The organism is Thiobacter subterraneus (genome assembly GCF_055379455.1).
In genome coordinates, this window is sequence record NZ_AP042402.1 from 714,727 (window position 1) to 739,659 (window position 24,933).

18 protein-coding genes are annotated in these 24,933 nt (G+C 65.8%); 8 read left to right on the plus strand and 10 right to left on the minus strand.

What is annotated here, in order from left to right; translation table 11 throughout:
- Positions 1-52: 52 nt before the first annotated feature.
- The 3 genes from ACZ42P_RS03715 to lplT all read left to right on the plus strand — a co-directional run bounded on the left by ACZ42P_RS03715 (position 53) and on the right by lplT (position 4,696).
- Positions 53-1,000 (plus strand): MBL fold metallo-hydrolase, encoded by a 948-nt coding sequence (locus ACZ42P_RS03715; RefSeq protein ID WP_464898752.1) that lies wholly within the window; start codon positions 53-55, stop codon positions 998-1,000.
- A gap of 234 nt (positions 1,001-1,234) precedes the next feature.
- Positions 1,235-3,373 (plus strand): bifunctional acyl-ACP--phospholipid O-acyltransferase/long-chain-fatty-acid--ACP ligase, encoded by a 2,139-nt coding sequence (gene aas / locus ACZ42P_RS03720; RefSeq protein WP_464898753.1) that lies wholly within the window; start codon positions 1,235-1,237, stop codon positions 3,371-3,373.
- A gap of 93 nt (positions 3,374-3,466) precedes the next feature.
- Positions 3,467-4,696: a lysophospholipid transporter LplT gene (gene lplT / locus ACZ42P_RS03725; RefSeq protein ID WP_464898754.1), complete on the plus strand. Its 1,230-nt coding sequence runs from the start codon at positions 3,467-3,469 to the stop codon at positions 4,694-4,696.
- A 139-nt stretch (positions 4,697-4,835) separates the two neighbouring features.
- On the opposite strand, the gene pbpG is transcribed toward lplT, so the two are convergent.
- From pbpG to apbC, 4 genes are all read right to left on the minus strand, one after another.
- Complete coding sequence (gene pbpG / locus ACZ42P_RS03730; RefSeq protein WP_464898755.1) at positions 4,836-5,819, minus strand: D-alanyl-D-alanine endopeptidase; 984 nt, start codon at positions 5,817-5,819, stop codon at positions 4,836-4,838.
- A 191-nt stretch (positions 5,820-6,010) separates the two neighbouring features.
- Positions 6,011-8,254: an Orn/Lys/Arg family decarboxylase gene (locus tag ACZ42P_RS03735; RefSeq protein WP_464898756.1), complete on the minus strand. Its 2,244-nt coding sequence runs from the start codon at positions 8,252-8,254 to the stop codon at positions 6,011-6,013.
- A 138-nt stretch (positions 8,255-8,392) separates the two neighbouring features.
- Positions 8,393-8,959, minus strand: a complete 567-nt coding sequence (gene dcd / locus ACZ42P_RS03740; protein ID WP_464898757.1) for a dCTP deaminase — start codon at positions 8,957-8,959, stop codon at positions 8,393-8,395.
- Positions 8,960-9,042: 83 nt separating this feature from the next.
- Complete coding sequence (gene apbC, locus ACZ42P_RS03745) at positions 9,043-10,134, minus strand: iron-sulfur cluster carrier protein ApbC (RefSeq protein WP_464898758.1); 1,092 nt, start codon at positions 10,132-10,134, stop codon at positions 9,043-9,045.
- Positions 10,135-10,327: 193 nt separating this feature from the next.
- Here apbC and metG point away from each other — a divergent pair, with 193 nt between their 5' ends.
- Positions 10,328-12,421: a methionine--tRNA ligase gene (gene metG / locus ACZ42P_RS03750; protein WP_464898759.1), complete on the plus strand. Its 2,094-nt coding sequence runs from the start codon at positions 10,328-10,330 to the stop codon at positions 12,419-12,421.
- Between the two features lie 95 nt (positions 12,422-12,516).
- On the opposite strand, the gene ACZ42P_RS03755 is transcribed toward metG, so the two are convergent.
- Positions 12,517-12,957 carry a DsrE family protein gene (locus ACZ42P_RS03755; RefSeq protein WP_464898760.1) on the minus strand — a complete coding sequence of 147 codons (441 nt, stop codon included), beginning with the start codon at positions 12,955-12,957 and terminating at the stop codon, positions 12,517-12,519.
- A 161-nt stretch (positions 12,958-13,118) separates the two neighbouring features.
- Between ACZ42P_RS03755 and ACZ42P_RS03760 the strand changes: the two genes are divergently transcribed.
- The gene (locus tag ACZ42P_RS03760) at positions 13,119-13,433 is read left to right on the plus strand and encodes an acylphosphatase (RefSeq protein ID WP_464899361.1); all 315 of its coding nucleotides are present in this window, start codon (positions 13,119-13,121) and stop codon (positions 13,431-13,433) included.
- On the opposite strand, the gene ACZ42P_RS03765 is transcribed toward ACZ42P_RS03760, so the two are convergent.
- Positions 13,400-13,879, minus strand: a complete 480-nt coding sequence (locus ACZ42P_RS03765; protein WP_464898761.1) for a WbuC family cupin fold metalloprotein — start codon at positions 13,877-13,879, stop codon at positions 13,400-13,402. The two genes, ACZ42P_RS03760 and ACZ42P_RS03765, sit on opposite strands and share 34 nt — an antisense overlap.
- A 396-nt stretch (positions 13,880-14,275) precedes the next feature.
- Entirely contained in the window at positions 14,276-17,749 is a 3,474-nt protein-coding gene (dnaE, locus tag ACZ42P_RS03770; protein WP_464898762.1) for a DNA polymerase III subunit alpha, read from the minus strand.
- Between the two features lie 55 nt (positions 17,750-17,804).
- On the opposite strand from dnaE, the gene trhP reads away from it, so the two are divergent.
- Complete coding sequence (gene trhP, locus ACZ42P_RS03775; protein WP_464898763.1) at positions 17,805-19,151, plus strand: prephenate-dependent tRNA uridine(34) hydroxylase TrhP; 1,347 nt, start codon at positions 17,805-17,807, stop codon at positions 19,149-19,151.
- A gap of 99 nt (positions 19,152-19,250) precedes the next feature.
- Here the strand turns inward: trhP and pgl are convergent, their stop codons facing one another.
- The 3 genes from pgl to gnd are packed head-to-tail and all read right to left on the minus strand — an operon-like array spanning position 19,251 to position 22,361.
- Entirely contained in the window at positions 19,251-19,952 is a 702-nt protein-coding gene (gene pgl / locus ACZ42P_RS03780; RefSeq protein WP_464898764.1) for a 6-phosphogluconolactonase, read from the minus strand.
- Positions 19,953-19,959: 7 nt separating this feature from the next.
- Positions 19,960-21,447, minus strand: coding sequence for a glucose-6-phosphate dehydrogenase (zwf, locus tag ACZ42P_RS03785; protein WP_464898765.1), 1,488 nt, complete (start codon positions 21,445-21,447; stop codon positions 19,960-19,962).
- Positions 21,444-22,361 (minus strand): phosphogluconate dehydrogenase (NAD(+)-dependent, decarboxylating), encoded by a 918-nt coding sequence (gene gnd, locus ACZ42P_RS03790; protein WP_464898766.1) that lies wholly within the window; start codon positions 22,359-22,361, stop codon positions 21,444-21,446. The genes zwf and gnd overlap by 4 nt, the downstream gene beginning before the upstream one ends.
- A gap of 125 nt (positions 22,362-22,486) precedes the next feature.
- Here gnd and glgA point away from each other — a divergent pair, with 125 nt between their 5' ends.
- Both glgA and ACZ42P_RS03800 read left to right on the plus strand, forming a co-directional pair.
- Positions 22,487-23,941, plus strand: a complete 1,455-nt coding sequence (gene glgA, locus ACZ42P_RS03795) for a glycogen synthase GlgA (RefSeq protein ID WP_464898767.1) — start codon at positions 22,487-22,489, stop codon at positions 23,939-23,941.
- 66 nt (positions 23,942-24,007) lie between these two features.
- A complete protein-coding gene (locus ACZ42P_RS03800) occupies positions 24,008-24,931 on the plus strand; it encodes a GGDEF domain-containing protein (RefSeq protein WP_464898768.1) in 924 nt (307 codons plus the stop codon).
- Positions 24,932-24,933 lie beyond the last annotated feature (2 nt).

Here is a 24,933-nt window from a genome sequence, read left to right on the forward strand (position 1 = left end):
GCGGTGCCTATAATACCCCATTCCTTTTTTTGGCTCACCAGCGAGGGACACGATGCTGCGCACCTGGCTTCTGCTTTGGCTCATTCCTGTCTTTGCCGGCGCCGCCCAGGAGGCCCCGGTGACGGTGAAAATGGATCCGGTGCGCGTGGGCAGGCTGAGCTGGTATGTACAGGGGCTGCCGGGCGCGGCATCGGCCGCGAACCAGGGCTTCATGTCCAATGCCGGCTTCGTCGTGACGCCCGCTGGTGTGGTGGTGTTCGATGCCCTGGGCACGCCGCCCCTGGCGGCCGAGCTCCTCAAGCGCATCCGGCGCATCACGCCGGCGCCCATCCGCTATGTGATCGTCAGTCACTACCATGCCGATCACATCTACGGGCTGCAGGTATTCAAGGCCGCCGGTGCCGAGATCTGGGCACACGAGGATGCCCGCCACTACCTGAACAGCCCCGAGCTGGAGGCGCGCCTCGCCCAGCGGCGCGAGGAGCTGTTCCCCTGGGTGGACGAAAACACGCGCGTACTGCCGCCGGACCGCTGGCTGGCGGGTGACACCGATTTCGAGCTGGGCGGTGTGCATTTCTCGCTGCGCCACGTGGGTCCGGCCCACTCCCCCGAGGACCTGGCCCTCTACGTGCACGAGGACCGGGTGCTCTACGCGGGCGATCTGGTGTTCAAGGGACGGGTGCCCTTCGTGGGGGATGCCGACAGCCGCTCCTGGCTCACCGCCCTGGACAAGCTGCTGGCCTTCGATGCCCGGGTGCTGGTGCCGGGCCATGGCGCCGTTTCACGCAATCCCCGCGCCGATCTCACCCTGACGCGGGATTATCTGCGTTTCCTGCGCCAGGCCATGGGGCAGGCGGTGGCGGACATGGTGCCCTTCGAGGAAGCCTACGCCCGCACCGACTGGTCGCGGTGGCGCAGGCTGCCCGCCTTCCAGGAAGCCAACCGCATCAACGCCTACAACACCTACCTGCTGATGGAAAAGGAAGCCCTGGGGCAGTGAGGGAGCCGCCCCGCGCTCGAAGCCTTCCGCCATCCTGCCTTTCGCGCCCCGCCCGGGCCTCCTGACAGCCCGCCCCGCGCGTGCTATGCTTCCCGCATATTTTGACGTTTGAATGTCATTACTCCGGCATGGCCGCTCGGACCGCCCCATGCCCGGGCGTGGCCGCTTGCGGCGGGAAGCCACGCACCGGGTGTCCTGGCGCACCCCGGGTCTGACGGAAGGGAGCACGGCTGAATGAGAACCTTATTGCGCGTCTTGTGCCGACTGTTGTTTCGCATCGAGATTCGAGGGCTGGAACATCTGCCCCAGGGGGGCAGGCTGCTCGTGGTCGCCAACCACGAATCCTTCCTGGACGGCCTGCTGCTCGGCCTGTTTCTGCCCTTCCCGATGACCTTCGTGGTCCACACCACGGTATTGCGCAACCCCCTGTTTCGCCTCTTCCTTTCCCAGGTACCCTACCTGGCGGTGGATCCCACCAGCCCCCTGGCCATGAAACGGGTCATCAGGCTTTTGGAAGCCGGCCAACCCGTGGCCATCTTTCCGGAGGGTCGCATCACCCTCACCGGTAGCCTGATGAAGGTCTACGACGGCCCCGGTTTCGTGGCCGCCAAGACCGGGGCCACCATCCTGCCGGTCCGTCTCGATGGTGCGGCGCGCTCCTACTTCAGCCGTCTGTCCGGAGACTACCCGCGCCGCTTATTCCCGAAAATCACGCTCGCCATTCTTCCGCCCACCTCGATCGCAATGCCGACGGCCCCCACCGCGAAACTGCGGCGCAATCTGGCGGGCAAGGCCATGCGGCGCATCATGCAGGAGATGATATTTGCGTCGCAGCCGGTCCAGACCCTGTTTGGCGCCCTGCTCGATGCCATCAGGATCCACGGACGCCGCAGGCGCGTCCTGGAAGACGTGCGCCAGGTGGAGGAGAGCTATGGGCAGGTGCTGACCCGGGCGCTTGCGCTGGGACGGCTGGTCACCAGGATCAGCGAGCGGGGCGAAAACGTCGGCGTGCTGCTGCCCAATGCAAGCAGCACCCTCTGCCTCATTTTCGGGATGAGCGCCATGGGGCGTGTCCCGGCCATGCTCAACTACACGGCCGGCGCGGCGGGCCTGCGCAATGCCTGCATTGCCGCCGGCGTGCGCACCATCGTGACCTCCCGCCAGTTTGTGGAGACGGCGAAACTCGGTGCGGTCCTGGGCGAGCTCACCGACCTGAAGGTCGTCCATCTGGAGGATCTGCGCAGCCGCTTCACCGTTTGGGACCGGCTATGGCTTGCCGCCTTCGCGCGCTGGCTGCCCTCCCTCGCCACCGTCGAGGGACATCCGGACGATATCGCCGTGGTGCTGTTCACTTCCGGCTCAGAAGGCAAACCCAAGGGAGTGGCCCATACCCACCGCAGCATTTTGTCCAACATTGCGCAGATCCGGGCCGTCATCGAATTTTCCCCCACCGACAAGTTCATGATCATGCTGCCGCTGTTCCATGCCTTCGGCTTCACCTGCGGCGGCATCATGCCCCTCGTGACGGGCTCCCGGGTATTCCTCTACCCCTCTCCCCTGCATTACCGAATCATTCCCGAACTCATCTACGACCGGGGCTGCACCGTCCTGTTCGGCACCAGCACTTTCCTGGGTCATTACGCCCGCTTCGCCCATCCCTACGACTTCTACAAACTGCGCTACGTGGTTGCGGGCGCGGAGAAGCTCAAGGACGAAGTGCGCACGACCTGGATGCAGAAATTTGGCATTCGCATCCTGGAGGGTTATGGCGCCACCGAGTGCGCCCCGGTACTGGCCGTGAACACGCCCATGGCCCACCGCACGGGAAGCGTGGGCATGCTGCTTCCCGGCCTCGAGGCCAGGCTCGATCCCGTCCCGGGCATCGACCGCGGCGGCGTGCTCAGTGTGCGTGGCCCGAACGTGATGCAGGGCTATTACCTGTTCGACCAGCCGGGCGTGCTGCACCCCCCGGCCGGGGGCTGGTACAACACCGGCGATGTGGTTGAAATCGACGCGGACGGCTTCCTGCACATCCTGGGCCGGGTAAAAAGGTTCGCCAAGATCGCCGGGGAAATGGTCTCCCTCGAGCTCGTCGAGCAGATTGCCCACCGGGCCTCACCCACCCACCAGCACGCCGCCACCACCCAGCCGGATGCCCAGCGGGGTGAGAGCCTGGTGCTCTTTAGCACCGATTCGGGCCTGAGGCGCGAAGCCCTGCTGGTGGCTGCGCGGGAGCTGGGCAGTCCCGAGCTCGCCGTGGCCCGCCGCATCATCCACGTGGCCGCATTGCCGCTATTGGGCACGGGCAAGGTGGACTACGTCGCCCTGCAGCGCATGGCGGAAGGCGAGCGCGCGGAGGCCGTCTGTTCCTGAACCGAGCTGCCGCCTACCCCGCATGCGGCGGGCGACTTCGCGCCACCCCTGTCCGGGGACGTTGACGCCCGGGCGCCTGCTGCAGGAGACCCCATGACTGCCCTGGTTCCCCCGAATGGCCGGACCCTCACCCCTGGCCTGGCCGCCGTGCTGGTGGCGCAATTTTTTTCCGCGCTGGCCGACAACGCGCTGCTGTTCGTCGCCATCGCCCTGCTCAAGACCATGCAGGCCCCCAACTGGCAGGAGCCGCTGTTGCAGGAATTCTTCGCCCTACCCTTCATAGTGCTGGCGCCCTTCGTCGGCCCTTTTGCGGACGGCTGGTCCAAGGGCCGGGTGATGCTCCTGGCCAATGCCATCAAATTCGCCGGCACCCTGGCCATGCTGCTGGGGTTGCATCCCCTGCTTGCCTATGGCCTGGTGGGTGCCGGCGCCGCGGCCTACTCCCCGGCCAAGTACGGCATCCTCAGCGAGCTGGTGAGCCCGGCGCGGCTGGTCAAAGCCAACAGCATGATGGAAGGCTCGACCATCGTTGCCATCCTGCTGGGTGCGGTCTCCGGCGGTATGCTGGCCGACTGGTCGGTGCGGGTGGCCCTGGCCGGGGTCGCAGCATGTTATGGCATCGCAGCCCTGGCCAACCTGATGATTCCCCGGCTGCCGCCGGCCCACGTCCTGCCCACCTGGTCACCCCCGCTCCTTGTGCGTGACTTTTGGCTGGCCCTAGTCGCCCTGGTCAAAAATCGGGATGCGCGCTTTTCCCTGGTGGGAACCAGCCTTTTCTGGGGCAGCGGCAGCACCCTGCGGTTTCTTTTGGTGGCCTGGGTGCCGGTGGCGCTGCGCATCGACGATAACGGCACGGCAGCCCAATTGAGCGGCGTGGTGGGGATCGGCATCGCCCTGGGTGCGGCGGCGGCGGCGAAATTCATTACCCTGGAAAACGTGCAGCGTGCCCTTCCGGCCGGCATCCTGATCGGGCTCCTGATCCCCGCCCTCGCCCATGGCACCAGCCTGCTTCCGACCATCGTCCTGCTGGTGTTGATCGGCATCTGCGGGGGCTTTTACGTGGTGCCCCTCAATGCCCTGCTCCAGGAACGCGGCCACGAAACCGTGGGCGCGGGACATGCCATCGCCGTTCAGAATGCGTTCGAAAATCTCGCCATGCTGGTAATGGTGGGTATCTATGCGCTGATGACCAAAGCGGGGCTGGCCGTGGTCACGGTGGCCACCCTGTTCGGGATCGCGGTGTTCGTCGCCATGGCCGCCCTGGCGTGGACGCGCATCCGTGGCCAGGGCACGGAGCTTGCTGCGGCCACGCGCGAACGCTGAATGGCCGGCTGAAACCCGGCGGGGGCGCATCGCGGGCGCCCGCTCCTGCCGGCTTGGAGATGCTTCGGGTCGTCCGGCGGGAAAGGCACAGTGGGCGAGGGGAAGCTCGCCTGACGCCGGGCGTCAGGCCGGCACAGCGTCAGCTGTCGCCGCGCAGGCTGGCGACGCTGCTTTCCACCCAGCGCTTGATGCGGTTGGCGTCAGTGATGCGGGTGAATTTCCCGTCGCCATCCAGCAGCACGATGATCAGCGGCTGGTTGGCGATCTGCGCCTGCATGACCAGACAGTGGCCGGCTTCGGCGATGTAGCCGGTCTTGGACAGACCAATCTCCCATTCCTTGTCGCTCACCAACTTGTTGGTATTGCGGTAGGCGATGCTGCGATGCACCACGCCACCCCGCGCCAGCGCTTTGTGCCGCTTGTACACCGGCACCTCCACGTCGTAGCTCGCGGTGGTCGTGATCTCGCTGATGGTGGGATAGCCATGGGCCGCCTTGACCATCTTGGCCAGATCCTCGGCAGTGGACTGGTTGCCCGGACGCAGGCCGGTGGAATCGACGAAGCTGGTGTCGCGCATGCCCAGCTGCCTGGCCTTGCGATTCATGGCCGCCACGAAGGCGGCCGTGCCGCCGGGATAGGTGCGCGCCAGCGCCGCCGCAGCCCGGTTCTCCGAGGACATCAGGGCAAGCTGCAGCAGCTGGTAGCGCGTGAGCACCGTGCCCACGGCGAGCCGGGAGTGGGTGCCCTTGACGCGGTCCACGTCGTCCTCGGAGATGGTGATCTTCTCACCGAGCGGCAGGCGCGCGTCCAGGGTCACCATGGCCGTCATGAGCTTGGTGATGGAGGCGATGGGGGTGCGCACATCCGGATTCTTGGCGTAGATCACGCGCCCGGTGCGCTCGTCCATGACCAGGGCCATGGAGGAACGCAGCTCGGGGTCGCCGCGCAGACGGTCGGCGAGCTCGCTTTCGTACTGTCGGATGCGCGCGGCAATGGGGTCGTCCGCCGGGGAGGCGGCAGCGGTGCAGGGGACCGCACCTGCCGGACCCGGCATGGCGCAGGGGTCGGCGCCAGCCGCTGCGGAGACCAGAAACAGGCACAAGGCCGGAAAAAGGGTGTTCATGCTCCGCATTAGCGTCGTCCTCCCTGCGTTCTTGAGCTTACAGGTTGTTCAGTCGAGGCAGCGCGCCGCGCCCTGCCGTAACCTTACCGCCGGCCGGCCCGGATGGCAAGGGGGTTGTCGCCGATTTTTTTACTTTCGGCTCAGGCCCTTACGGACAATTCTTGAGGCGGGGTTGAGGTTTGCCGGCCGCCCTACGCCACGACGCAGTCCACGAAGTAGCGTGTCCGCCCATTGGCCTCCTCGGTCACCAGGCCGTGGATGTCGGTCTCAAAGCCCGGGAATTTCTCGTTGAATTCCCGCGCGAACTGCAAATAGCGCACGATGGTGCCGTTGAAGCGCTCGCCCGGGATCAGCAGGGGAATGCCGGGCGGATAGGGGGTGAGCAGCACCGCCGTAATGCGCCCCGCCAGATGGTCGATTTCCACGCGTTCGATTTCCCGGTGCGCCATCTTGGCGAAGGCATCGGTGGGCTTCATGGCCGGCGCCATTTCCGACAGATACATCTCGGTGGTCAGGCGCGCGATGTCATTGGCCCGGTAGATGCCGTGGATGGAATCGCACAGGTCGCGCAGGCCCACCCGCTCGTAACGGGGATGCTTGGCCACGAATTCGGGCAACACACGCCACAGGGGCTGGTTGCGGTCGTAATCGTCCTTGAACTGCTGCAAGGCGGTGAGCAGCGTGTTCCAGCGCCCCTTGGTGATGCCGATGGTGAACATGATGAAGAAGGAATAAAGCCCCGTCTTCTCCACGATCACACCGTGTTCGGCCAGGTATTTGGTGACGATGGCGGCGGGGATGCCCGACTCCGCGAAATCGCCCTCCACATCCAGTCCCGGGGTGATGATGGTGGACTTGATGGGATCCAGCATGTTGAAGCCGGGCGCCAGATTGCCGAAGCCGTGCCAGCGCTCGTTGGCGCGCAGCATCCAGTCCTCGCGGCTGCCGATGCCCTCCTCCGCCAGGTGCTCCGGCCCCCACACCTTGAACCACCAGGAGCCGCCGAACTCCTGTTCCACCTTGCGCATGGCGCGCCGGAAATCCAGCGCCTCCAGGATGGATTCCTCCACCAGCGCGGTGCCGCCCGGCGGTTCCATCATGGCGGCGGCGATGTCGCAGGAGGCGATGATGGCGTACTGGGGACTCGTGGACATGTGCATGAGGAAGGCCTCGTTGAACACGTCCCGGTCCAGTTTGCGCTCCACCGAATCCTGCACCAGGATCTGGGACGCCTGGCTCAAGCCCGCAAGCAGCTTGTGCGTGGACTGGGTGGAGAACAGCATGGATTTCTGGGGCCGCGGCCGGTCGCGGCCGATGGCATGCATGTCCTTGTAGAAGCTGTGGAAGGCTGCATGGGGCAGCCAGGCCTCGTCGAAGTGCAGGGTGTCGATCTTGCCGTCGAGCATGCCCTTGATGGTCTCGACGTTGTAGAGAATGCCGTCATACGTGCTCTGGGTAATGGTGAGCACACGCGGCGGGCGCTTCACGTCGCGCGCGAAGGGATGGGCCTCGATCTTCTTCTGGATGTTCTCCCAGCGGAACTCGTCCAATGGAATGGGCCCGATGATGCCGTAGTGGTTGCGCGTGGGTGTGAGGAACACCGGGATGGCACCCGTCATGGTGATCGCATGGAGAATGGACTTGTGGCAGTTGCGGTCCACCACCACCACGTCGCCCGGCGCCACCGTGGAATGCCAGACGATCTTGTTGGACGTGGAAGTGCCATTGGTGACGAAGAACAGGTGATCGGCATTGAAGATGCGGGCCGCATTGCGCTCGGACGCCGCCACCGGCCCGGTATGGTCGAGAAGCTGCCCCAGCTCCTCCACGGCGTTGCAGACGTCCGCCCTGAGCATGTTTTCCCCGAAGAACTGGTGGAACATCTGTCCCACCGGGCTCTTGAGGAAGGCCACGCCCCCGGAATGGCCCGGGCAGTGCCAGGAATAGGAACCGTCTGCCGCGTAATGGGTGAGTGCCCGGAAAAAGGGCGGCGGCAGCGAATCCAGGTAGGCACGCGCCTCGCGCACCACGTAGCGGGCGATGAATTCCGGCGTGTCCTCGAACATGTGAATGAACCCGTGCAGCTCCTTCAGCACGTCGTTGGGAATGTGGCGCGAAGTGCGGGTCTCGCCGTAGAGGAAGATGGGGATGTCCGCATTGCGGAAGCGGATGCCCTCCACGAAGGCCCGGATCTGGGACACCGCATGCTCGGCCAGCTCGGGGGTGGAGAACTCCTCGTCATCGATGGACAGGATGAAGGCCGAGGCGCGGCTCTGCTGCTGGGCAAAAGAGGCCAGGTCGCCGTAGCTGGTCGCGCCCAGGACTTCCATACCCTCGTCCTCGATGGCCTTGGCGAGCACGCGGATGCCGATGCCGCTGGCGTTCTCGGAGCGGAAGTCCTCGTCGATGATCACGATGGGGAAACGGAAGCGCATGGTTCAGTCCGGAAGGGGTGGAATTGCCGGGACGCGCCGGCGCGCGGTTTCGGGTGGCAAGAATGTATCACAGGCGCCGGCCCGCGGTGGCGGGGGCGGCAGGGTTGGTGGCAGCGCTCACGGGCGGTTGCCCAGGCGTCAGATGCGCGGCAGGGTGACGCCGCGCTGCCCCTGATATTTGCCGCCCCGGTCCTTGTAGGACACCTCGCAGGGCTCGTCGGACTCGAAGAAGATCACCTGCGCCACGCCTTCGTTGGCGTAAATCTTGGCCGGCAGGGGCGTGGTGTTGGAAAACTCCAGGGTCACATAGCCCTCCCATTCGGGCTCGAAGGGCGTCACGTTGACGATGATCCCGCACCGGGCGTAGGTGGACTTGCCCAGGCAGATGGTGAGCACGTTGCGCGGAATGCGGAAATATTCCACCGTGCGCGCCAGCGCGAAGGAATTGGGCGGAATGATGCAGTAATCGCCCGTCACCTCGACGAAGGAATTGGGATCGAAATTCTTGGGATCGACGATGGTGGTGTTGATGTCGGTGAACAGGCGGAATTCGTTGGAGCAGCGGATATCGTAGCCGTAGCTGGACGTGCCGTAGGAGACGATGGGCCGACCGTTGACTTCCCTGATCTGGTTGGGCTCGAACGGCTCGATCATGCCGTATTCGAGCGCCATGCGGCGGATCCACTTGTCCGATTTGATGCTCATGTCGTTCCTGCCCAAAAAAATAGCAAGGCGCGGGGCCCCCATTGTAAAACAACCCGGGGCCGCCGCGCCTGGCCGTGGCAACGTCAGGTGTTCTGGATGACGATGGTGGGGAACTTGGCGGAGTGGTCCGCGGCCAGCTCGCCGATCTTCACCGCCACCCGGCGCGCGATCTGCCGGTAGATCTGGGCCGCGCGGCTGTCGGGATCGGCCACCACCGTGGGTTTGCCGGAATCGGCCTGCTCCCGGATGTGGATGTCCAGCGGCAGGGCGCCCAGGAATTCCACGTTGTAATCCTTGCACATGCGCTCGCCGCCGCCCTCGCCGAAGATGCGCTCCTCGTGGCCGCACTTGGAGCAAATGTGGATGCTCATGTTCTCCACCACGCCCAGGATGGGAATGTTCACCTTCTCGAACATCTTGAGGCCCTTGCGGGCGTCGATCAGGGCGATGTCCTGGGGGGTGGTAACGATCACCGCGCCGGTCACCGGCACCCGTTGCGCCAGGGTGAGCTGGATGTCCCCGGTGCCCGGCGGCAGGTCCACCACCAGGTAGTCGAGGTCGTCCCACTTGGTCTGGTTCAGCAGCTGTTCCAGGGCCTGGGTGACCATGGGACCGCGCCAGACCATGGGCGTCTCCACGTCGATCAGAAAGCCGATGGACATGGCCTGCAGGCCGTGGCCCATCATGGGCAGCAGGTGCTGGCCGTCCTCGGCGGCCTCGGGCTTGCCGGTGATGCCCAGCATGGTGGGCTGGGAAGGACCGTAGATGTCGGCATCCAGGATGCCCACCCGCGCCCCCTCGGCGGCCAGGGCCAGGGCCAGGTTAACGGCGGTGGTGGACTTGCCCACCCCACCCTTGCCGGAGGCGACCGCGATCACGTTGCGCACGCCCGGGACGGGCTTCACGCCCCGCTGCACCGCGTGGGCGACGATCTTCCAGGAGACATTGGCCGTCACCTTGCCCACACCCGGGATGCTCTTCACCGCATTCTCCGCCAGGGCACGGATCTCCTCCTGCACGGTCTTGGCGGGATAGGGCAGGACGATGTCGAAGCTGACGTCGTTACCCTCGATCCTGATGTTGCGCACGGTCTTCGCGCTCACGAAGTCCTTCTGCAGGTTGGGATCCACCGCGCCCTTGAGGGCTTCCTGGACTTGGCTTTCGGTAATGGACATGCTGGCTTTCTCCCTACTCAAGGACAACCGGAAAAGACGGCCATTCTATAGCTTTCGCCCGCGCCGGGCAAAATTTTCCTGAAAAATCATGGAATAACCCCAAAGGAGCATGGGGCAAGCGGCAGGCGCGGCAGAATCCCGCTGCGGGCGGCGCACGGGGCGGCTAGAATACGGGCTTTTCTCCAAGGCTGTCATGTCGCGCAAGATCCTGGTCACCTCCGCCCTGCCCTACGCCAACGGCAGCATCCATCTCGGCCACCTCGTGGAATACATCCAGACGGACATCTGGGTGCGCTTCCAGAAGATGCAGGGGCACACCTGCCATTACGTCTGCGCCGACGACACTCACGGCACCCCCATCATGCTGCGCGCGGAAAAGGAAGGCATCAGCCCGGAACGCCTTATCGAACGCATGCACGGGGAACACCTGCGGGACTTCACCGGCTTTCACATCGGTTTCGACGAATACTATTCGACCCACTCCCCGGAAAACCGCCGTCTGGCCGAAACCATCTACCGTACCCTGCGGGATGAGGCGAAGCTGATCGAGGTGCGCACCATCGAGCAGTTTTACGACCCGGAACGGGAAATGTTCCTGCCGGACCGTTTCATCAAGGGCGAGTGTCCCCGCTGTCACGCCAGGGATCAGTACGGGGACAGCTGCGAGGTGTGCGGGGCAAGTTACAGCCCCACTGAGCTGATCCAGCCCTACTCCGCGGTGTCCGGCGCCACGCCGGTGCGCCGGCAGTCCGAACACTATTTCTTCCGCTTGAGCGACCCGCGTTGCCGGGCCTTCCTGGAGAGCTGGACCCAGGCCGGCCACCTGCAGGAGGAAGCCGCCAACAAGATGCGGGAATGGTTTGCTGCGGGCCTGCAGGACTGGGACATCTCCCGCGATGCGCCCTATTTCGGTTTCGAGATTCCGGACGCGCCGGGCAAATACTTCTACGTGTGGATGGATGCGCCCATCGGCTACATGGCGAGCTTCGCCCACCTGGCGCAGCGGCTCGGCCTGGATTTCGACGCCTACTGGAAGGCGGGCGCGCAAAGCGAGCTCTACCACTTCATCGGCAAGGACATTCTCTATTTCCACGCCCTGTTCTGGCCGGCCATGCTCCACTTTTCCGGCCATCGCACGCCCACCCGGATCTTCGCCCACGGCTTCCTCACCGTGGACGGCCAGAAAATGTCCAAGTCGCGCGGCACCTTCATCACCGCCCGCAGCTACCTCGAGCAGGGGCTGGACCCGGAATGGCTGCGCTATTACTACGCAGCCAAGCTCAACGCCACCATGGAGGACATCGACCTCAGCCTGGAGGACTTCGTCGCCCGGGTGAACAGCGATCTGGTGGGCAAATACGTCAACATCGCCAGCCGCAGCGCGGGCTTCATCAGCAAGCGCTTTGGCGGACGCCTGGCCTCCCCGCTGGAGCGTGCGCCCGTGCTGACGGAGGTGAGCGCAGCGGCCCCGACCCTGGCCGCCCTCTATGAGGCGCGGGAATACGGCAGGGCGGTGCGGGAAATCATGCGGCTTGCCGACCTGGCCAACCAGTATGTGGACGAGCACAAACCCTGGGAGCTCGCCCGCGACCCGAATCAGGCGGCGCGCCTGCACCAGGTCTGTTCCGTGAGTCTCAACCTGTTCCGCCTGCTCACCCTCTACCTGAAACCCGTGCTGCCCCGGGTGGCGCAGGATGTGGAGCGTTTCCTCGCCATTGCGCCCCTCACCTGGGCAGACGCCGGACAACTGCTGGAAGGGCATGTCATCGAGCCCTACCGCCATCTCATGACGCGGGTGGACCGGAAACAGATCGACGCCCTGCTGGAAGCGAACAGACAAACCCTGGAAAGCCCCAAGCCCGACACCCATTCCCAAGCCCGGCATGCGGAGAAACAGCAGCATGCGACCTCCCCCTCTCCCGCGAGGGCAGAGGGGGCGGGCGTGATTGCCGGCGGGCCGACCATTTCCATTGACGACTTCGCCAAGGTGGACCTGCGTATCGCCCGCATCCTGCGCGCCGAAGCCGTGGAAGGGGCGGACAAGCTGCTCAAACTTATCCTGGACGTGGGCGAGGCGCAGCCGCGCACGGTGTTTGCCGGCATCAAGTCCGCCTACGATCCCGCCGCGCTCACCGGCCGTCTCACGGTGATGGTGGCCAATCTCACGCCCCGCAAGATGAAATTCGGGGTTTCGGAGGGCATGGTGCTCGCTGCCTCCGGGGAAGGTCCGGGTATCTTCCTGCTCAGCCCGGATGCCGGTGCCCAGCCCGGCATGCGGGTGAAGTAGCCGCGACGGGCGCAGCCGCACGGTGGCGGCTGCCTGGAAAACCCGCGCCCATAAAAAAAGCGGCCCGCAGGCCGCTTCGGGGAGAGTGGCTCCGCTCAGGGCTTGACGTACACGTAACCTTCCTGGGCCTGCAGTTTGGCCAGCTCGGCCACGCCGGAGGGCACGATCTTGGCGCCCGGCAGCACCTTGCTCTTGTCGATCTTGCGGCTGGTCAGGGTGTTGTTGCAGACGCGGAAGTCCACACCCTTGGCCATCAGCTCTTCCACCGGAATGTTGTACGGGTTGCCGTTCTTGTCCGTTGCGCCGTCCAGCAGGAAGTCGATGCCGTTGCCGTGGGTCACCACCGTGATCTTGGCCTTGGGATCGGCATTGAGGTGGTTGTTGATGTTGCGCAGAGCGGCGGTGGCAGTGCTGCTGTCGTTGATGTGATAGACCGCCTTCACCGGCGCATTGGCCGTCTGCTGGCTGGCACAGCCGGTCAGGGTCAACACCGCGACCGCGGCCAGAACCGTAAGGTACTTGATTGGATTCAGCATGGTTGTCTCCTGTTTTGGTTGAAACGATTGGTTGAAACGATACCGAAGCGCGCCCGCACCTCGATGGTGTAACCTTGGCCCAGACACCGGGGTTCTGTAAATAGTTCTTTTTTACCGCTGGGACCGGTTCAAAATAGGTAGGGTCGAATACCATGAGCGACATGGCAAAAATCACGCGCCACCTCAGGATCCACGGCCGTGTGCAGGGCGTCTTCTTTCGCGAATCCATGCGCCGGCAGGCGCTCACCCTGGGCGTGACCGGCTGGGTGCGCAACTGCTCGGACGGCAGCGTGGAGGCCATGGTCCACGGCGCGCCCGAGGCCGTGGCGCAGCTCATCGCGTGGGCGCGCCGCGGACCGGAGGCGGCGCGTGTGGAAGGCATCCAAGTGGAGCCGGCCGAGGGAGTGTTCGAGGATTTCCGGCGGCTGCCCAGCGCCGACTGTCAGCCAGCCGTGAAACGCACCAGCAGGGACTGAAGATAGTCCTGCCAGCCCGGCGCGCCCTCCTGGGGCGCCCAGGGGGCACGTTCTTCCGCCGTCAGGGGCTCGTAGGGCCCCGCCTTGGCCTCGAAAAACACCGTGCCGGGCTCCAGGGCCATCAGCGTGTGGTAAGTGCCATGGGGAATGTTGACCAGCGCCACGCCACCCGGCGCGAGCACCCCCGTCTCCCGCACTACGCCCCCTTCGTCGAAGATCACCACGCCCAGACGCCCGCGCAGGGCGATGATGGATTCGTCCTTGGCAGGATCCAGATGCCGGTGGGGTGGGACATAGCTGCCGGGCTCGATGGCGTTGAGCAGACGCTGACAGGGCGCGTCGGCGCTGGCGTGGAAATTGAGATTCCGGCGCCCGCGGGGATGGGCGCGCGCCTCCCGGCTCAAGGCGTCCAGCAAGTCCGCATCGACGAGGCAGGGGCCGCTCATGTTTCCTCCGCAAAAGCGCCATGGTAGCGGCACATTGCCGGCGCGCGAAAGGCGGCGAAAAAAAAGCGCGGGGGGAACCCGCGCTTAAATCCACCAAAGGAGGAGGATGGAGGAGGAGACAACGCCAAATCGCTCGCAGACGCGCAAGCACGACTTGGTATAAGCATTATCTAATATTCTAACCCTTCCTGCAACTCTTTTTTGCGCCCCGGGGACGGTCCCGGCTCTGGCCTGGGGTATCGGCGCACACGAGGAAAACTTGAGGGCAGCAGCCAGCCGGGGATGCTCCCGCCGCGGGACGGGCAGCGCACGCGGCAGCCGGACCGCAGCCTGACGCGGGAGGCGCCTTCTGCCGCCGGGGATTGGGCCGGCTCCCAGGCACTGCGCGGCCGGCTCTCAGCCGTAGAGGACGCTCACCGCGCCCTCGCTGAGCCAGGCGCGCAGCCCCTGCAGCAGGTCGTCGTCCAGCCGGACCCGCCAGGCATCCCCCAGGGCGAGCTCGCACTGGCCCACGCCGTTGTGATAGCGCACCAGGACCGGACAACCGGCCACCTCGTCCTCCGGGCCGGGGGGCTTGCGGTAGGGCGCCAACAGCTCTCGCAACTTCTCTGCGCTGGCCTGGCCGTTCATGGCCAGGCAGATGCCACGGGCAAAACGGGTGCGGGCCTCACTCACGCCGTAGAGCCGATCGGCGCTGACGCGCAGCCCACCCGAGTACTCGTCGCGCACCACTTTGCCCTCCACCACCAGCAGCTGGTCCTCGCGCAGCAGGTCCCGGTGTTTCTCGTAGAGCTCATTGAATACCGCGACCTCCACCTGGGCCTCGCCGTCATCCAAAACGACGAAGGCCATCTTGCCGCGACGGGTCATCATGGTGCGGATGGAATGGATGATGCCCGCGAGGAGCTGTTTCTCCTGCTGGGGCACGAGCTGCCCGAGGCGGGTTTTGACGAACGCGGACACCTCGTCCCGATAGGCGTCGAAGGGGTGGCCGCTCAGGTAGAAGCCCAGGCTTTTCTTCTCCTGCTGCAGCAGCTCCTTTTTGGACCAGCGGGGCACCTCCACCAGGGTTTCCTCGGCGGGCGCATCGCCCCCCTCGTCCAGCCCGAACAGGCTGGCCTGACGGGCATGGGCGGCGGCCCGCTCCGCCGCTTCCAGCGCCTGCCCCACCGAGGCCATGAGGCTCGCCCGATGGTCGTTGAGGCTGTCGAAGGCGCCGGCCAGGATCAGCGCTTCGATCACGCGCCGGTTCACCTGGCGCCGGTCCACGCGCCGGCAGAAATCGAACAGGCCGGTGAAGGGTCCGCCGCTCTCGCGCGCCCGCACGATGGCCTCGATGGCAGCATGGCCGGTCCCCTTGATCGCGCCCAGACCGTAGCGGATGCGGCGTGCGTCCAGCGGCACGAAACGGTATTCGCTGGCATTGATGTCCGGTGGCAGGATTTCCAGGCCGTTTTCCAGACAGTCGCCGTAGAGATTGAACACCTTGTCGGTATCGCCCATGTCGGCGGTGAGGGTGGCCGCCATGAAGGCCGCCGGATGATGCGCCTTGAGGTAGGCCGTCTGATAGGCGACGAGGGCATAGGCCGCCGAGTGGGACTTGTTGAAGCCGTACTCGGCGAACTTCTCCATCAGGTTGAACAGCTCGGTGGCGAGCTTCTCGTCCACCCCCCGTTCCACCGCCCCCTGGACGAAGATGGAACGATGCTTGGCCATCTCCTCCGGCTTCTTCTTGCCCATGGCGCGGCGCAGCAGGTCCGCGGCGCCCAGGGTGTAGCCCCCCAGGATCTGGGCGATCTGCATCACCTGCTCCTGATAGACGATGACGCCGTAGGTGGGCTTGAGCACCGTCTCCAGCCGGGGATGCATGTAATCGACCTTGGCCCGGCCGTGCTTGCGGTTGATGAAGTCGTCCACCATGCCGGACTGAAGCGGGCCGGGGCGGAACAGGGCCACCAGGGCGATGATGTCCTCGAAGGTATCGGGCTGCAGGCGCCGGATGAGATCCTTCATGCCGCGGCTTTCCAGCTGGAACACGGCGGTGGTGTTGCAGGCCTTGAGGAGCTTGTAGGTGGCCGGATCGTCGAGAGGGATGGCCTCGATGCGGAAGGCCTCATCCCCCGGGGCCAGCGCCAGGGCGCGCACGAACTTCACCGCCCAGTCGATGATGGTGAGGGTGCGCAGTCCCAGGAAGTCGAACTTCACCAGGCCAACAGCTTCCACGTCGTCCTTGTCGAACTGGCTCACCACCGAGTCGGAGCCCTGGGCGCTGTAGATGGGGCAGAAATCCGTGATGCGGCCGGGTGCGATGAGCACCCCGCCCGCATGCATGCCCACGTTGCGCGTCAGTTCCTCCAGCTTCTGCGCCAGATCGACGAGGGCGCGCACCTCTTCCTCGTTTTGGTAGCGTTCCTTGAGCTGGGGCTCCATCTCCAGCGCCTTGGCCAGGGAGACCGGCTTGACGCCCTCCACCGGAATCAGCTTGGAGAGCTGGTCGCAGAAGTTGTAGGGCAGGTCCATCACCCGCCCCACGTCGCGGATCACCGACTTGGAGCCCAGGGTGCCGAAGGTGGCGATCTGGGACACGCTTTCCTCGCCGTAGCGGCGGCGCACGTAGTCGATCACCCGGTCGCGCCCGTCCTGGCAGAAATCCACGTCGAAGTCGGGCATGGACACCCGCTCGGGGTTGAGGAAACGCTCGAACAGCAGGTCGTAGCGCAGGGGATCGAGGTCGGTGATGCCCAGGCAGTAGGCCACCAGGGAGCCGGCGCCGGAGCCGCGCCCGGGGCCCACCGGCACGCCGTTGTTCTTGGCCCAGTTGATGAAGTCGGCCACGATCAGGAAATAGCCGGAGAAGCCCATCTGGATGATGGTCCGGGTCTCGAAATCCAGCCGTGCCTCATAGGTCGGGCGCATGGCTTCGCGCGTGGCGGGCTCCGGGAACAGTTGCGCCAGCCGCTGCTCCAGTCCGGCTCTGGCCTGCGCCACCATGAACTCGTCCAGACTCACACCGGGCGGGGTGGGGAACAGGGGCAGCTTGGGCTTGCCCAGCTCGATGGTGAAGTTACAGCGCTTGGCGATTTCCACGCTGTTGGCCAGGGCCTCGGGCAGATCCGCGAACAGCGCCGCCATCTCCGCCTGGGTCTTGAAATACTGCTCCTCGGTGAAGGGACGCGGCCGGCGTGGGTCGCCCAGCACGTAACCCTCTGCGATGCACACGCGCGCCTCGTGGGCCTGGAAGTCTTCACGCCGCAGGAACTGGATGGGATGGGTGGCCACCACGGGCAGGCCCAGCCCCCGCGCCAGAGCCACGGCGAAACGCACGTGGCTGTCCGCCTGGGGCGTGCCGGGCCGCTGCAGCTCGAGATAGAAAGCCCCCGGGAACCACGTGGCCCATTCGGTGGCGAGCTGGCGTGCCCGTTCCCAGTTTTGCTGCAGCAGGGCCTGTCCCACGTCGCCGAGATGGGCGCCGGACAGGGCGATGAGCCCCTCGCCGCCTCCATCCGCAAACCACTCCCGGCGCAACTCGGCCCGCCCCCGGTAGGCGTTCTCCCGGTAGGCGCGCGAAAGCAATTCACACAGGCGGTGATAGCCCTCTCGGTTGCGACACAGAAGCAGCAGGCGGAACGGCTGGTCGCGGTTGGCGTCGTTGCTCACCCAGACATCGCAGCCGATGATGGGCTTCACGCCCCGGCTGCGCGCAGCCTTGTAGAACTTCACCAGGGCGAAGACGTTGGCGAGGTCGGTGAGGCCCAGCGCCGGCATGCCATCCGCCCGGGCCTGCTCCACCGCATCGTCCACGCGCACGATGCCGTCCACCACGGAAAACTCGGAATGCAGACGCAGATGGACGAAGGTGGGATCGGGCATGGGGTAAAATTTTACTCCGTTTGTCCCTGCCACCGGCCCGTTTCTGTCCCCTGCCATGCCGCGCCCGCCCGAACTGCTCTCTCCCGCCGGCAGCCTGGAGAAAATGCGCTATGCCTTCGCCTATGGCGCCGACGCGGTTTACGCCGGCCAGCCCCGCTACAGCCTGCGCGTGCGCAACAACGAGTTCGACCTCGAAGCCCTCGCCGAGGGCATCGCGGAGGCCCACCGGCTGGGCAAAAAGTTCTACGTGGCGAGCAACCTCATGCCCCACAATGCCAAGGTGCGCACCTATCTCGCCGACATGGCGCCGGTGATCGCCATGGGGCCAGACGCCCTGATCATGGCCGATCCCGGCCTGATCCTGATGGTGCGCGAAAAATGGCCGGAGCTGCCCATCCATCTCTCGGTGCAGGCCAACACCGTGAACTACGCCGCGGTGCGCTTCTGGCAGCAGCTGGGCCTGAAACGGGTGATCCTGTCACGCGAGCTGTCTCTTGATGAAATCGCCGAGATCCGCCAGCAGTGCCCGGACATGGAGCTGGAAGTGTTCGTGCACGGGGCCCTGTGCATCGCCTATTCCGGCCGTTGCCTGCTGTCCGGCTACTTCAACCACCGCGACCCCAACCAGGGCACGTGCACCAATGCCTGCCGCTGGGAGTACCGGGTGCACGCGGCCAGTGAGACCGACAGCGGCGACTGGCAGAAAATCGACCTGGATTTCCGTGCCGCGATGAGCGCGCCCGCCCTGGCAGACTGCGGTGGGCAGTCGCGCCATCCCCTTGCCGACCGGGTCTATCTGGTGGAGGAAGGCGAGCGGCCCGGCGAGTTGATGCCCATCCTGGAAGATGAGCATGGCACCTACATCCTGAATTCCAGGGATCTGCGTGCCATCGAACACGTGGCGCGGCTGGTGGCCATCGGCGTGGACGCGCTCAAGATCGAGGGGCGCACCAAGTCCGTCTATTACGTGGCGCGCACCGCCCAGGCCTATCGCCGCGCCATCGACGACGCCGTCGCAGGCCGCCCCTTCGATCCCGCCCTGCTCGGCAGCCTCGAAGGACTCGCCAACCGCGGCTACACCGATGGCTTCTACCAGCGCCACCACAGCGCGGAATACCAGAACTACCTGCGCGGCCATTCGGAATCCGGACGCAGTCAGTACGTGGGCCGGGTGGCCGCCCAGGATGCCGCCGGCTGGGCCGAAATCGAGGTGAAGAACCGCTTCGCGCTGGGGGACCGTCTGGAAGTGCTGAGTCCGGCCGGCAACCACGAGCTTCGGCTGACCCGGATGGAAGATTTGACGGGCGCACCCCTCCAGGTGGCGCCGGGAGCCGGTCACCGGGTGCGCATTCCCCTTCCGGCCCCGGCCCCCATGGGACTGGTGGCGCGGCTTTTGACCTAGCTCCTTCCGTCTCTGCCGCCGCGCCTGTCGAAACCGGAAACCCCAGGCCGGAAGACTATCCGCGCGTGCCCCACTGCGCGGGATTCGGGACGGGCCCCCTCAAGCAGGCGGGCGTGTCTCGCCTGCGGCGGCTTCGTCCAGAAACACATCCACCCCCGCCGCCGGCCTGATGGCCGCGGCCGGAACGGACTCGCCACGCCGCCAGCGCGCCACTGCCTCGCGTTTTGACGCACCCGTCACCAGAAACCACACGGCGCGTGCCCGCGAAAGCCTTGCCGCGGAAAGGGAGACGCGCTCGGGCGGCGGTTTGGGGGCATCCTGCACGGCCAGCACGTCCGGCGCGCCCGCGTCCGCCCCCCAGTCGTGGCCGGGAAACAGGCTGGCCGTATGTCCGTCCTCCCCCAGCCCCAGCAGCACGACATCGAAATCGGGAATGCCCGCCAGCGCCTGCCGGTAGGCCGCCACCGCGGACTCGAGTCCCCGCTCCGTGGGAATGACGTGGATCTGGGGCGTCGGAATGGCCACATGGTCGAGCCAGGCCTCCCTGGCCATGACGCTGTTGCGCTCGGGATGATCGGCCTCCAGCACCCGTTCGTCGCCAAACCAGATGTGCCAGTGCGCCCAGTCGGCCGATGCGTCCACCAGCGAGGCATAGAGCAGGCGCGGCGTGGCGCCGCCGGCCAGCACCAGGTGGAAGCTTCCCCGTCGGTCGATGGCTTCCTGCGCTGCGGTCAAAAGCCGCCGGCGCACCTCGGCCGCCACCGCGGCGGCGTCGGGCAGCAGGTGCCAGCGCATTTCCATCAGACCGTCACACCTCGTTGCGCCATTCCTGATCCTCGCCGTCGAACAGGCGGTTAGCTTCCTGCAGCCCCCAGCTGCCGGCGGGATAGGTATGGATGTAGTCGCGCTCCATGGCCCAGTGCTTGAGAATGGGATCCACCACGCGCCAGGCCCATTCCACTTCGTCGTAACGCAAAAACAGCGTGCGGTCGCCCTCGATCACATCCAGCAGCAGGTTCTCGTAGGCGTCGAGGGACTTGGCACCCGGTTCCTGGTAGAAGGCGTTCATCTTCAGCACCCGTGTCTGCATCTCCAGCCCCGGCTGCTTCACGTGCACCTCCATGTGCATGCTTTCCTCGGGCTGCAGGGAAAGCACGATCCAGTTGGGGGCGATAGAGGTGAGGGGTGTTTCCCGGAACAGCTGCTGGGGCGGGTGCTTGAAGCGGATCGCGATCAGGGAGAGCTGCTTGGCCATGCGCTTGCCGGTGCGCAGGTAAAACGGCACATCACGCCAGCGCCAGTTGTCGATGTAGAACTTGGCGGCGACGAAGGTCTCGGTGACCGAGCCCGGCTCCACGCCCTCCTCCTCCTGGTAGCCGGGCACCGGCTCGCCATTCATGAAACCGGCTGCATACTGGGCGCGGAAGGCGTGGGCGTTGACCGAACGCTTGGAAATGGGGCGGATGGAGCGCAGCACCTTCACCTTCTCGTCGCGCACTGCGTCGGCATCCATGTTGGCAGGCGGCTCCATGGCCACCACGGTGAGCAGCTGCATCAGGTGATTCTGCAGCATGTCGCGCAACGCCCCGGCGCGCTCGTAGTAATCCGCCCGCTTGCCGATGCCCACCTCTTCGGCCACGGTGATCTGCACGTGATCGATGAAATTGCGGTTCCACAGGGGTTCGATCAGGGTGTTGGCGAAACGGAATACCAGCAGGTTTTGCACCGTCTCCTTGCCCAGGTAATGGTCGATGCGATAGACCTGCTCCTCGTCGAAATGCCGGTGCAGCACCTGGTTGAGCATCTCGGCGCTCTCGATGTCCTCGCCGAAGGGCTTCTCCACCACGATGCGATGCAAACCGCGCGGCTTGTTGAGTCCGGCCCGGTCCAGGTTGTTGATCACCGCGGTGAACTCCGCCGGCTTGATGGCAAGGTAGAACACCACATTGGTGCACGCGCCCATCTTGGGGGTGGCCAGCGCCTGCTTGAGTTTCTCGTAGTCTTCCCGGCTGTGCAGCTCGCCCTGGACGTAGGTGAAGCGCTGGGCGAATTGTTCGAACAGGGCGGGATCGAAGCGCTCCTTGAGCTTGCGCTCCAGCGCCTCGCGCATGAAGGCACACCAGTCCGCATCGGTGAAGGGACGCCGGCCGAAGGCGAACAGGCTCATGTGGGGCGGCAGCCTGCCTGCGCGCTCCAGATGATAGAGGGCGGGCAGAAGCTTGGTCTGGGACAGATTGCCGGTGGAGCCGAAGATGACGAAGCTACAGGGCGTATCCGGGCTGCCGTTCGCGCTCATTTGTCACCTCCGGTCTTCACCGCATGGCCGCCAAAGCCTTTGCGCATCATGGCCAGCAGCTTGGCGGGAAAATCGTTGCCCCCCTGGGTGGCGAAGCGCATCATCAGGGCCAGGGTCATCACCGGCGTGGGCACCCCCTGCTCCACCGCCTCCAACGCCGTCCAGCGGCCCTCGCCGGAATCCGGGACATAGGGCTCGATGCCGGTGAGCTGCTGATCCCGGGCCAAGGCCTCAGCGGTGAGGTCGAGCAGCCAGGAACGCACCACGCTGGAGTGGCGCCACAGTTCGGCAATGGCGGCAATGTCCAGCGCGAACTCGCGCTTGGCCTTGAGCAGGGCAAAGCCCTCCGCCAGGGCCTGCATCATGCCGTACTCGATGCCGTTGTGAACCATCTTGGTGAAATGCCCGGCACCCACCGGCCCGCAGTGCAGCCAGCCGGTATCCGGCGTGGGCGCCAGGACCCGCAGGTAGGGGATGACCCGCGCTGCCGCTTCCGGCTCACCGCCGAACATCAGGCAGTAGCCGTTGGTAAGCCCCCAGATGCCGCCGGACACCCCGCAGTCGATGAACTGCAGTCCCCGTGCCTTCAGCATCGCCCCGTGGCGAATGGCATCGCGGTAATAGCCGTTGGCACCATCCACGATGAGATCATTGGGCGCAAGCAGGGCAGCCAGTTGCTCGATGGCCGCGTCAGTGGCCTGCCCCGCCGGCAGCATGAGCCAGACGACGCGCGGCGCGGGCAGGGCCGCCACCAGTTCCTCGAAGCTGCGGGCCGGCTGGGCACCGGTTTCCTGGGCCAGTGCCTCGGTCACCTCGAAACTGCGGTTCCAGGCCACCACCTCGACGCCACCGCGTCGCAGGCGCCGCACCATGTTACCGCCCATGCGGCCCAAACCCACCATGCCAATCTTCATCGGAACCTCTCCCCTGGTTGCGCTGATGCGGAAATTGCAATGTGCCCGTCATTGCCCCGGCGCAGGCCGCGGCAAATCTGGGATAATCCAACCTCCACTATAGAAGAACAAGAAACGCCGCCGGAATGTCCTTACCCATTCTCTTTGCCACTTCGGAAATCCATCCCCTGATCAAGACCGGGGGGCTCGCCGATGTCTCCGGCGCCCTGCCTGCCGCGCTGCGCGCCCTGGGTGCCGATGTGCGGGTGCTGGTTCCCGGTTATCGGCAGGTGCTCGAGCGTGTGCCGGACGGGCACGCGGTGGCCTGGTTCGACCATCCCTACACGGCGGGACGGGTGGAACTGCGCCAGGCGCAGGTGCCGGGCAGCGGTGTCCCCCTCTATATCGTCGTCTGGGATGCCTACTTTAACCGCGACGGCGGGCCCTATCAGGCACCGGACGGGCGGGACTGGGGCGACAACGCCCATCGCTTCGGCCTGCTTTCTCACGCCGCCGCCCTGCTCGCCTCGGACGCCAGCCCCCTGACCGACTGGCGGCCCCGCATCCTGCACTGCAATGACTGGCAGACCGGCCTTGCGCCCGCCTACCTGCGTTTCCGTGGCGGCGGCGCAGCAACGGTGATGACCATCCACAATCTCGCCTACCAGGGCAATTTCGACGCCGGCCTGCTCGGGGCCCTGCGTCTGCCGCCGGATAGTTTCAGCCTGCACGGGCTGGAATATTACGGCCATCTCTCCTTCCTCAAGGCGGGCCTGTATTACGCCGACTGGCTGACCACGGTGAGCCCCACCTACGCCAGGGAAATCCAGGAGGAAACTTTGGGTTTCGGCATGCACGGCCTGCTGCGGGAGCGGCGCGACCGGCTGACGGGCATCCTGAACGGCATCGACGTGAGCGAGTGGGACCCGGCCCGTGACCCCCATCTGCCGCAACCCTTCGACGCAGAACATCTGGAAGGCAAACAGGCCTGCAAACGCGAACTCCGGGAGCGCCTCGGGCTGGCGCCCGACGCGAACCGGCCACTGGTCGCGGTGATCTCGCGCATCACCTACCAGAAGGGGTCGGACGTCGTGCTGGCCATCACGCCGGAGATCCTGCGCCAGGGCGCCCAGGTGGCCGTGCTGGGGACGGGCGAGGCGGAACTGGAAACGGCCCTGCGCACCCTCGCTGCACGACATCCGGGCGAGCTTTCCGTCACCATCGGCTTCGACGAGGGCCTGTCCCATCTCATGGAAGCGGGGGCCGACCTGTTCCTCATGCCGTCCCGCTACGAGCCCTGCGGTCTCAACCAAATGTACAGCCAGCGCTACGGCACGCCGCCCGTGGTCCACGCCACCGGCGGACTGGCGGATACTGTGGTGGACGCCACGCCGGAGCACATCGCCGCCGGCACGGCCACCGGTTTCGTGTTTCACGACATGCACTACGCCACGGTGCTCGAGGCCGTCCGCCGGGCGCTCGCCGCCTGGCAGGACAGGCCCCTGTGGCGGCGCATCCAGCAGGCGGGCATGCGTATGGATTTTTCCTGGGAACGCAGCGCCCGCGCCTATCTGGAACTCTATCGGCGGCTCGCCCCCTGAGGGACGGGTCCGGACAAGCTGCGGCAGAAGATGTAACATTGCCCCACGACGCTCGCGGAACCCCCCATGACTCCACCTTCCGTCGCCGATCTCGCCCGCGCCACCCTGCTCGCCCTGGCGGAGCGCCAGCTGCCCGCCACGCCGGAAAACTATGCCCGGGTGTACGCGGAGATGGCGGGCACGCCCCTGCCACCGCCCGCCTTCCCGGCGGCGGAGGCTTCCCGGGAAATCGTGGACATGGTGCGCCAGCTGGTGGAGATGGTGATCCGCCGCACGAACAAGCTCAGCGGCGAACTCGAGGCTCACAATGCAGACATCCGCGCCACGGTGAACGAGCTGGACAGTGCCCAGGAGAAGGACCTGATCCTGCGCCTGGCGCAGGCGCTCACGGAAAAAGCGGATCTGATCCACCAGTCGGTGGCACGCACCCAGGATGAGCTCGCCGTCACACGCTCCACCCTGGAACGCATGGCCTCGGAACTCAGCGAGACCCGCCAGTCGCTGCTGGAGGATGCCCTGACCGGCGCCCAGAACCGGCGCGGCATGGACGCGGTGCTCACCCGTGAAGTCGCACGGGTGCGGCGCCACGGCGGCCGCCTCACCGTCGCCATGATCGACATCGACCATTTCAAGACGGTCAACGATCAGTACGGCCATGATGCGGGCGATGCCCTGCTCGCCCACATCAGCATGGTGGCGCGCTCGGTGCTGCGGGAGTCCGATGCCTTGGTACGTTACGGGGGCGAGGAGTTCCTCCTGATCCTGCCCGATGCCGATATCCAGGGCGCGCAATTCGTGGTGGATCGCCTGCGTGACGTGATCGCCCGCTCGCCCCTCATCTACGACCAGCACCGCATCGAAGTGACGTTCAGTTGCGGCATCGCCCGCCTCGAGGAGGGTGAGAACGGCCACAGCCTGGTGCTGCGCGCCGACCGCGCGCTCTACGACGCCAAGCGCGCGGGCCGCAACTGCACCCGCATCGCGCAGTAGGG

What these genes read in the sequence shown, in the direction of transcription:
- ACZ42P_RS03715 (WP_464898752.1), top strand. Translation starts at nt 53, where the DNA reads ATGCTGCGCACCTGGCTTCTGCTTTGGCTCATTCCTGTCTTTGCCGGC.
- aas (WP_464898753.1), top strand. Translation starts at nt 1,235, where the DNA reads ATGAGAACCTTATTGCGCGTCTTGTGCCGACTGTTGTTTCGCATCGAG.
- lplT (WP_464898754.1), top strand. Translation starts at nt 3,467, where the DNA reads ATGACTGCCCTGGTTCCCCCGAATGGCCGGACCCTCACCCCTGGCCTG.
- pbpG (WP_464898755.1), bottom strand. Translation starts at nt 5,819, where the DNA reads ATGAACACCCTTTTTCCGGCCTTGTGCCTGTTTCTGGTCTCCGCAGCG.
- ACZ42P_RS03735 (WP_464898756.1), bottom strand. Translation starts at nt 8,254, where the DNA reads ATGCGCTTCCGTTTCCCCATCGTGATCATCGACGAGGACTTCCGCTCC.
- dcd (WP_464898757.1), bottom strand. Translation starts at nt 8,959, where the DNA reads ATGAGCATCAAATCGGACAAGTGGATCCGCCGCATGGCGCTCGAATAC.
- apbC (WP_464898758.1), bottom strand. Translation starts at nt 10,134, where the DNA reads ATGTCCATTACCGAAAGCCAAGTCCAGGAAGCCCTCAAGGGCGCGGTG.
- metG (WP_464898759.1), top strand. Translation starts at nt 10,328, where the DNA reads ATGTCGCGCAAGATCCTGGTCACCTCCGCCCTGCCCTACGCCAACGGC.
- ACZ42P_RS03755 (WP_464898760.1), bottom strand. Translation starts at nt 12,957, where the DNA reads ATGCTGAATCCAATCAAGTACCTTACGGTTCTGGCCGCGGTCGCGGTG.
- ACZ42P_RS03760 (WP_464899361.1), top strand. Translation starts at nt 13,119, where the DNA reads ATGGCAAAAATCACGCGCCACCTCAGGATCCACGGCCGTGTGCAGGGC.
- ACZ42P_RS03765 (WP_464898761.1), bottom strand. Translation starts at nt 13,879, where the DNA reads ATGAGCGGCCCCTGCCTCGTCGATGCGGACTTGCTGGACGCCTTGAGC.
- dnaE (WP_464898762.1), bottom strand. Translation starts at nt 17,749, where the DNA reads ATGCCCGATCCCACCTTCGTCCATCTGCGTCTGCATTCCGAGTTTTCC.
- trhP (WP_464898763.1), top strand. Translation starts at nt 17,805, where the DNA reads ATGCCGCGCCCGCCCGAACTGCTCTCTCCCGCCGGCAGCCTGGAGAAA.
- pgl (WP_464898764.1), bottom strand. Translation starts at nt 19,952, where the DNA reads ATGGAAATGCGCTGGCACCTGCTGCCCGACGCCGCCGCGGTGGCGGCC.
- zwf (WP_464898765.1), bottom strand. Translation starts at nt 21,447, where the DNA reads ATGAGCGCGAACGGCAGCCCGGATACGCCCTGTAGCTTCGTCATCTTC.
- gnd (WP_464898766.1), bottom strand. Translation starts at nt 22,361, where the DNA reads ATGAAGATTGGCATGGTGGGTTTGGGCCGCATGGGCGGTAACATGGTG.
- glgA (WP_464898767.1), top strand. Translation starts at nt 22,487, where the DNA reads ATGTCCTTACCCATTCTCTTTGCCACTTCGGAAATCCATCCCCTGATC.
- ACZ42P_RS03800 (WP_464898768.1), top strand. Translation starts at nt 24,008, where the DNA reads ATGACTCCACCTTCCGTCGCCGATCTCGCCCGCGCCACCCTGCTCGCC.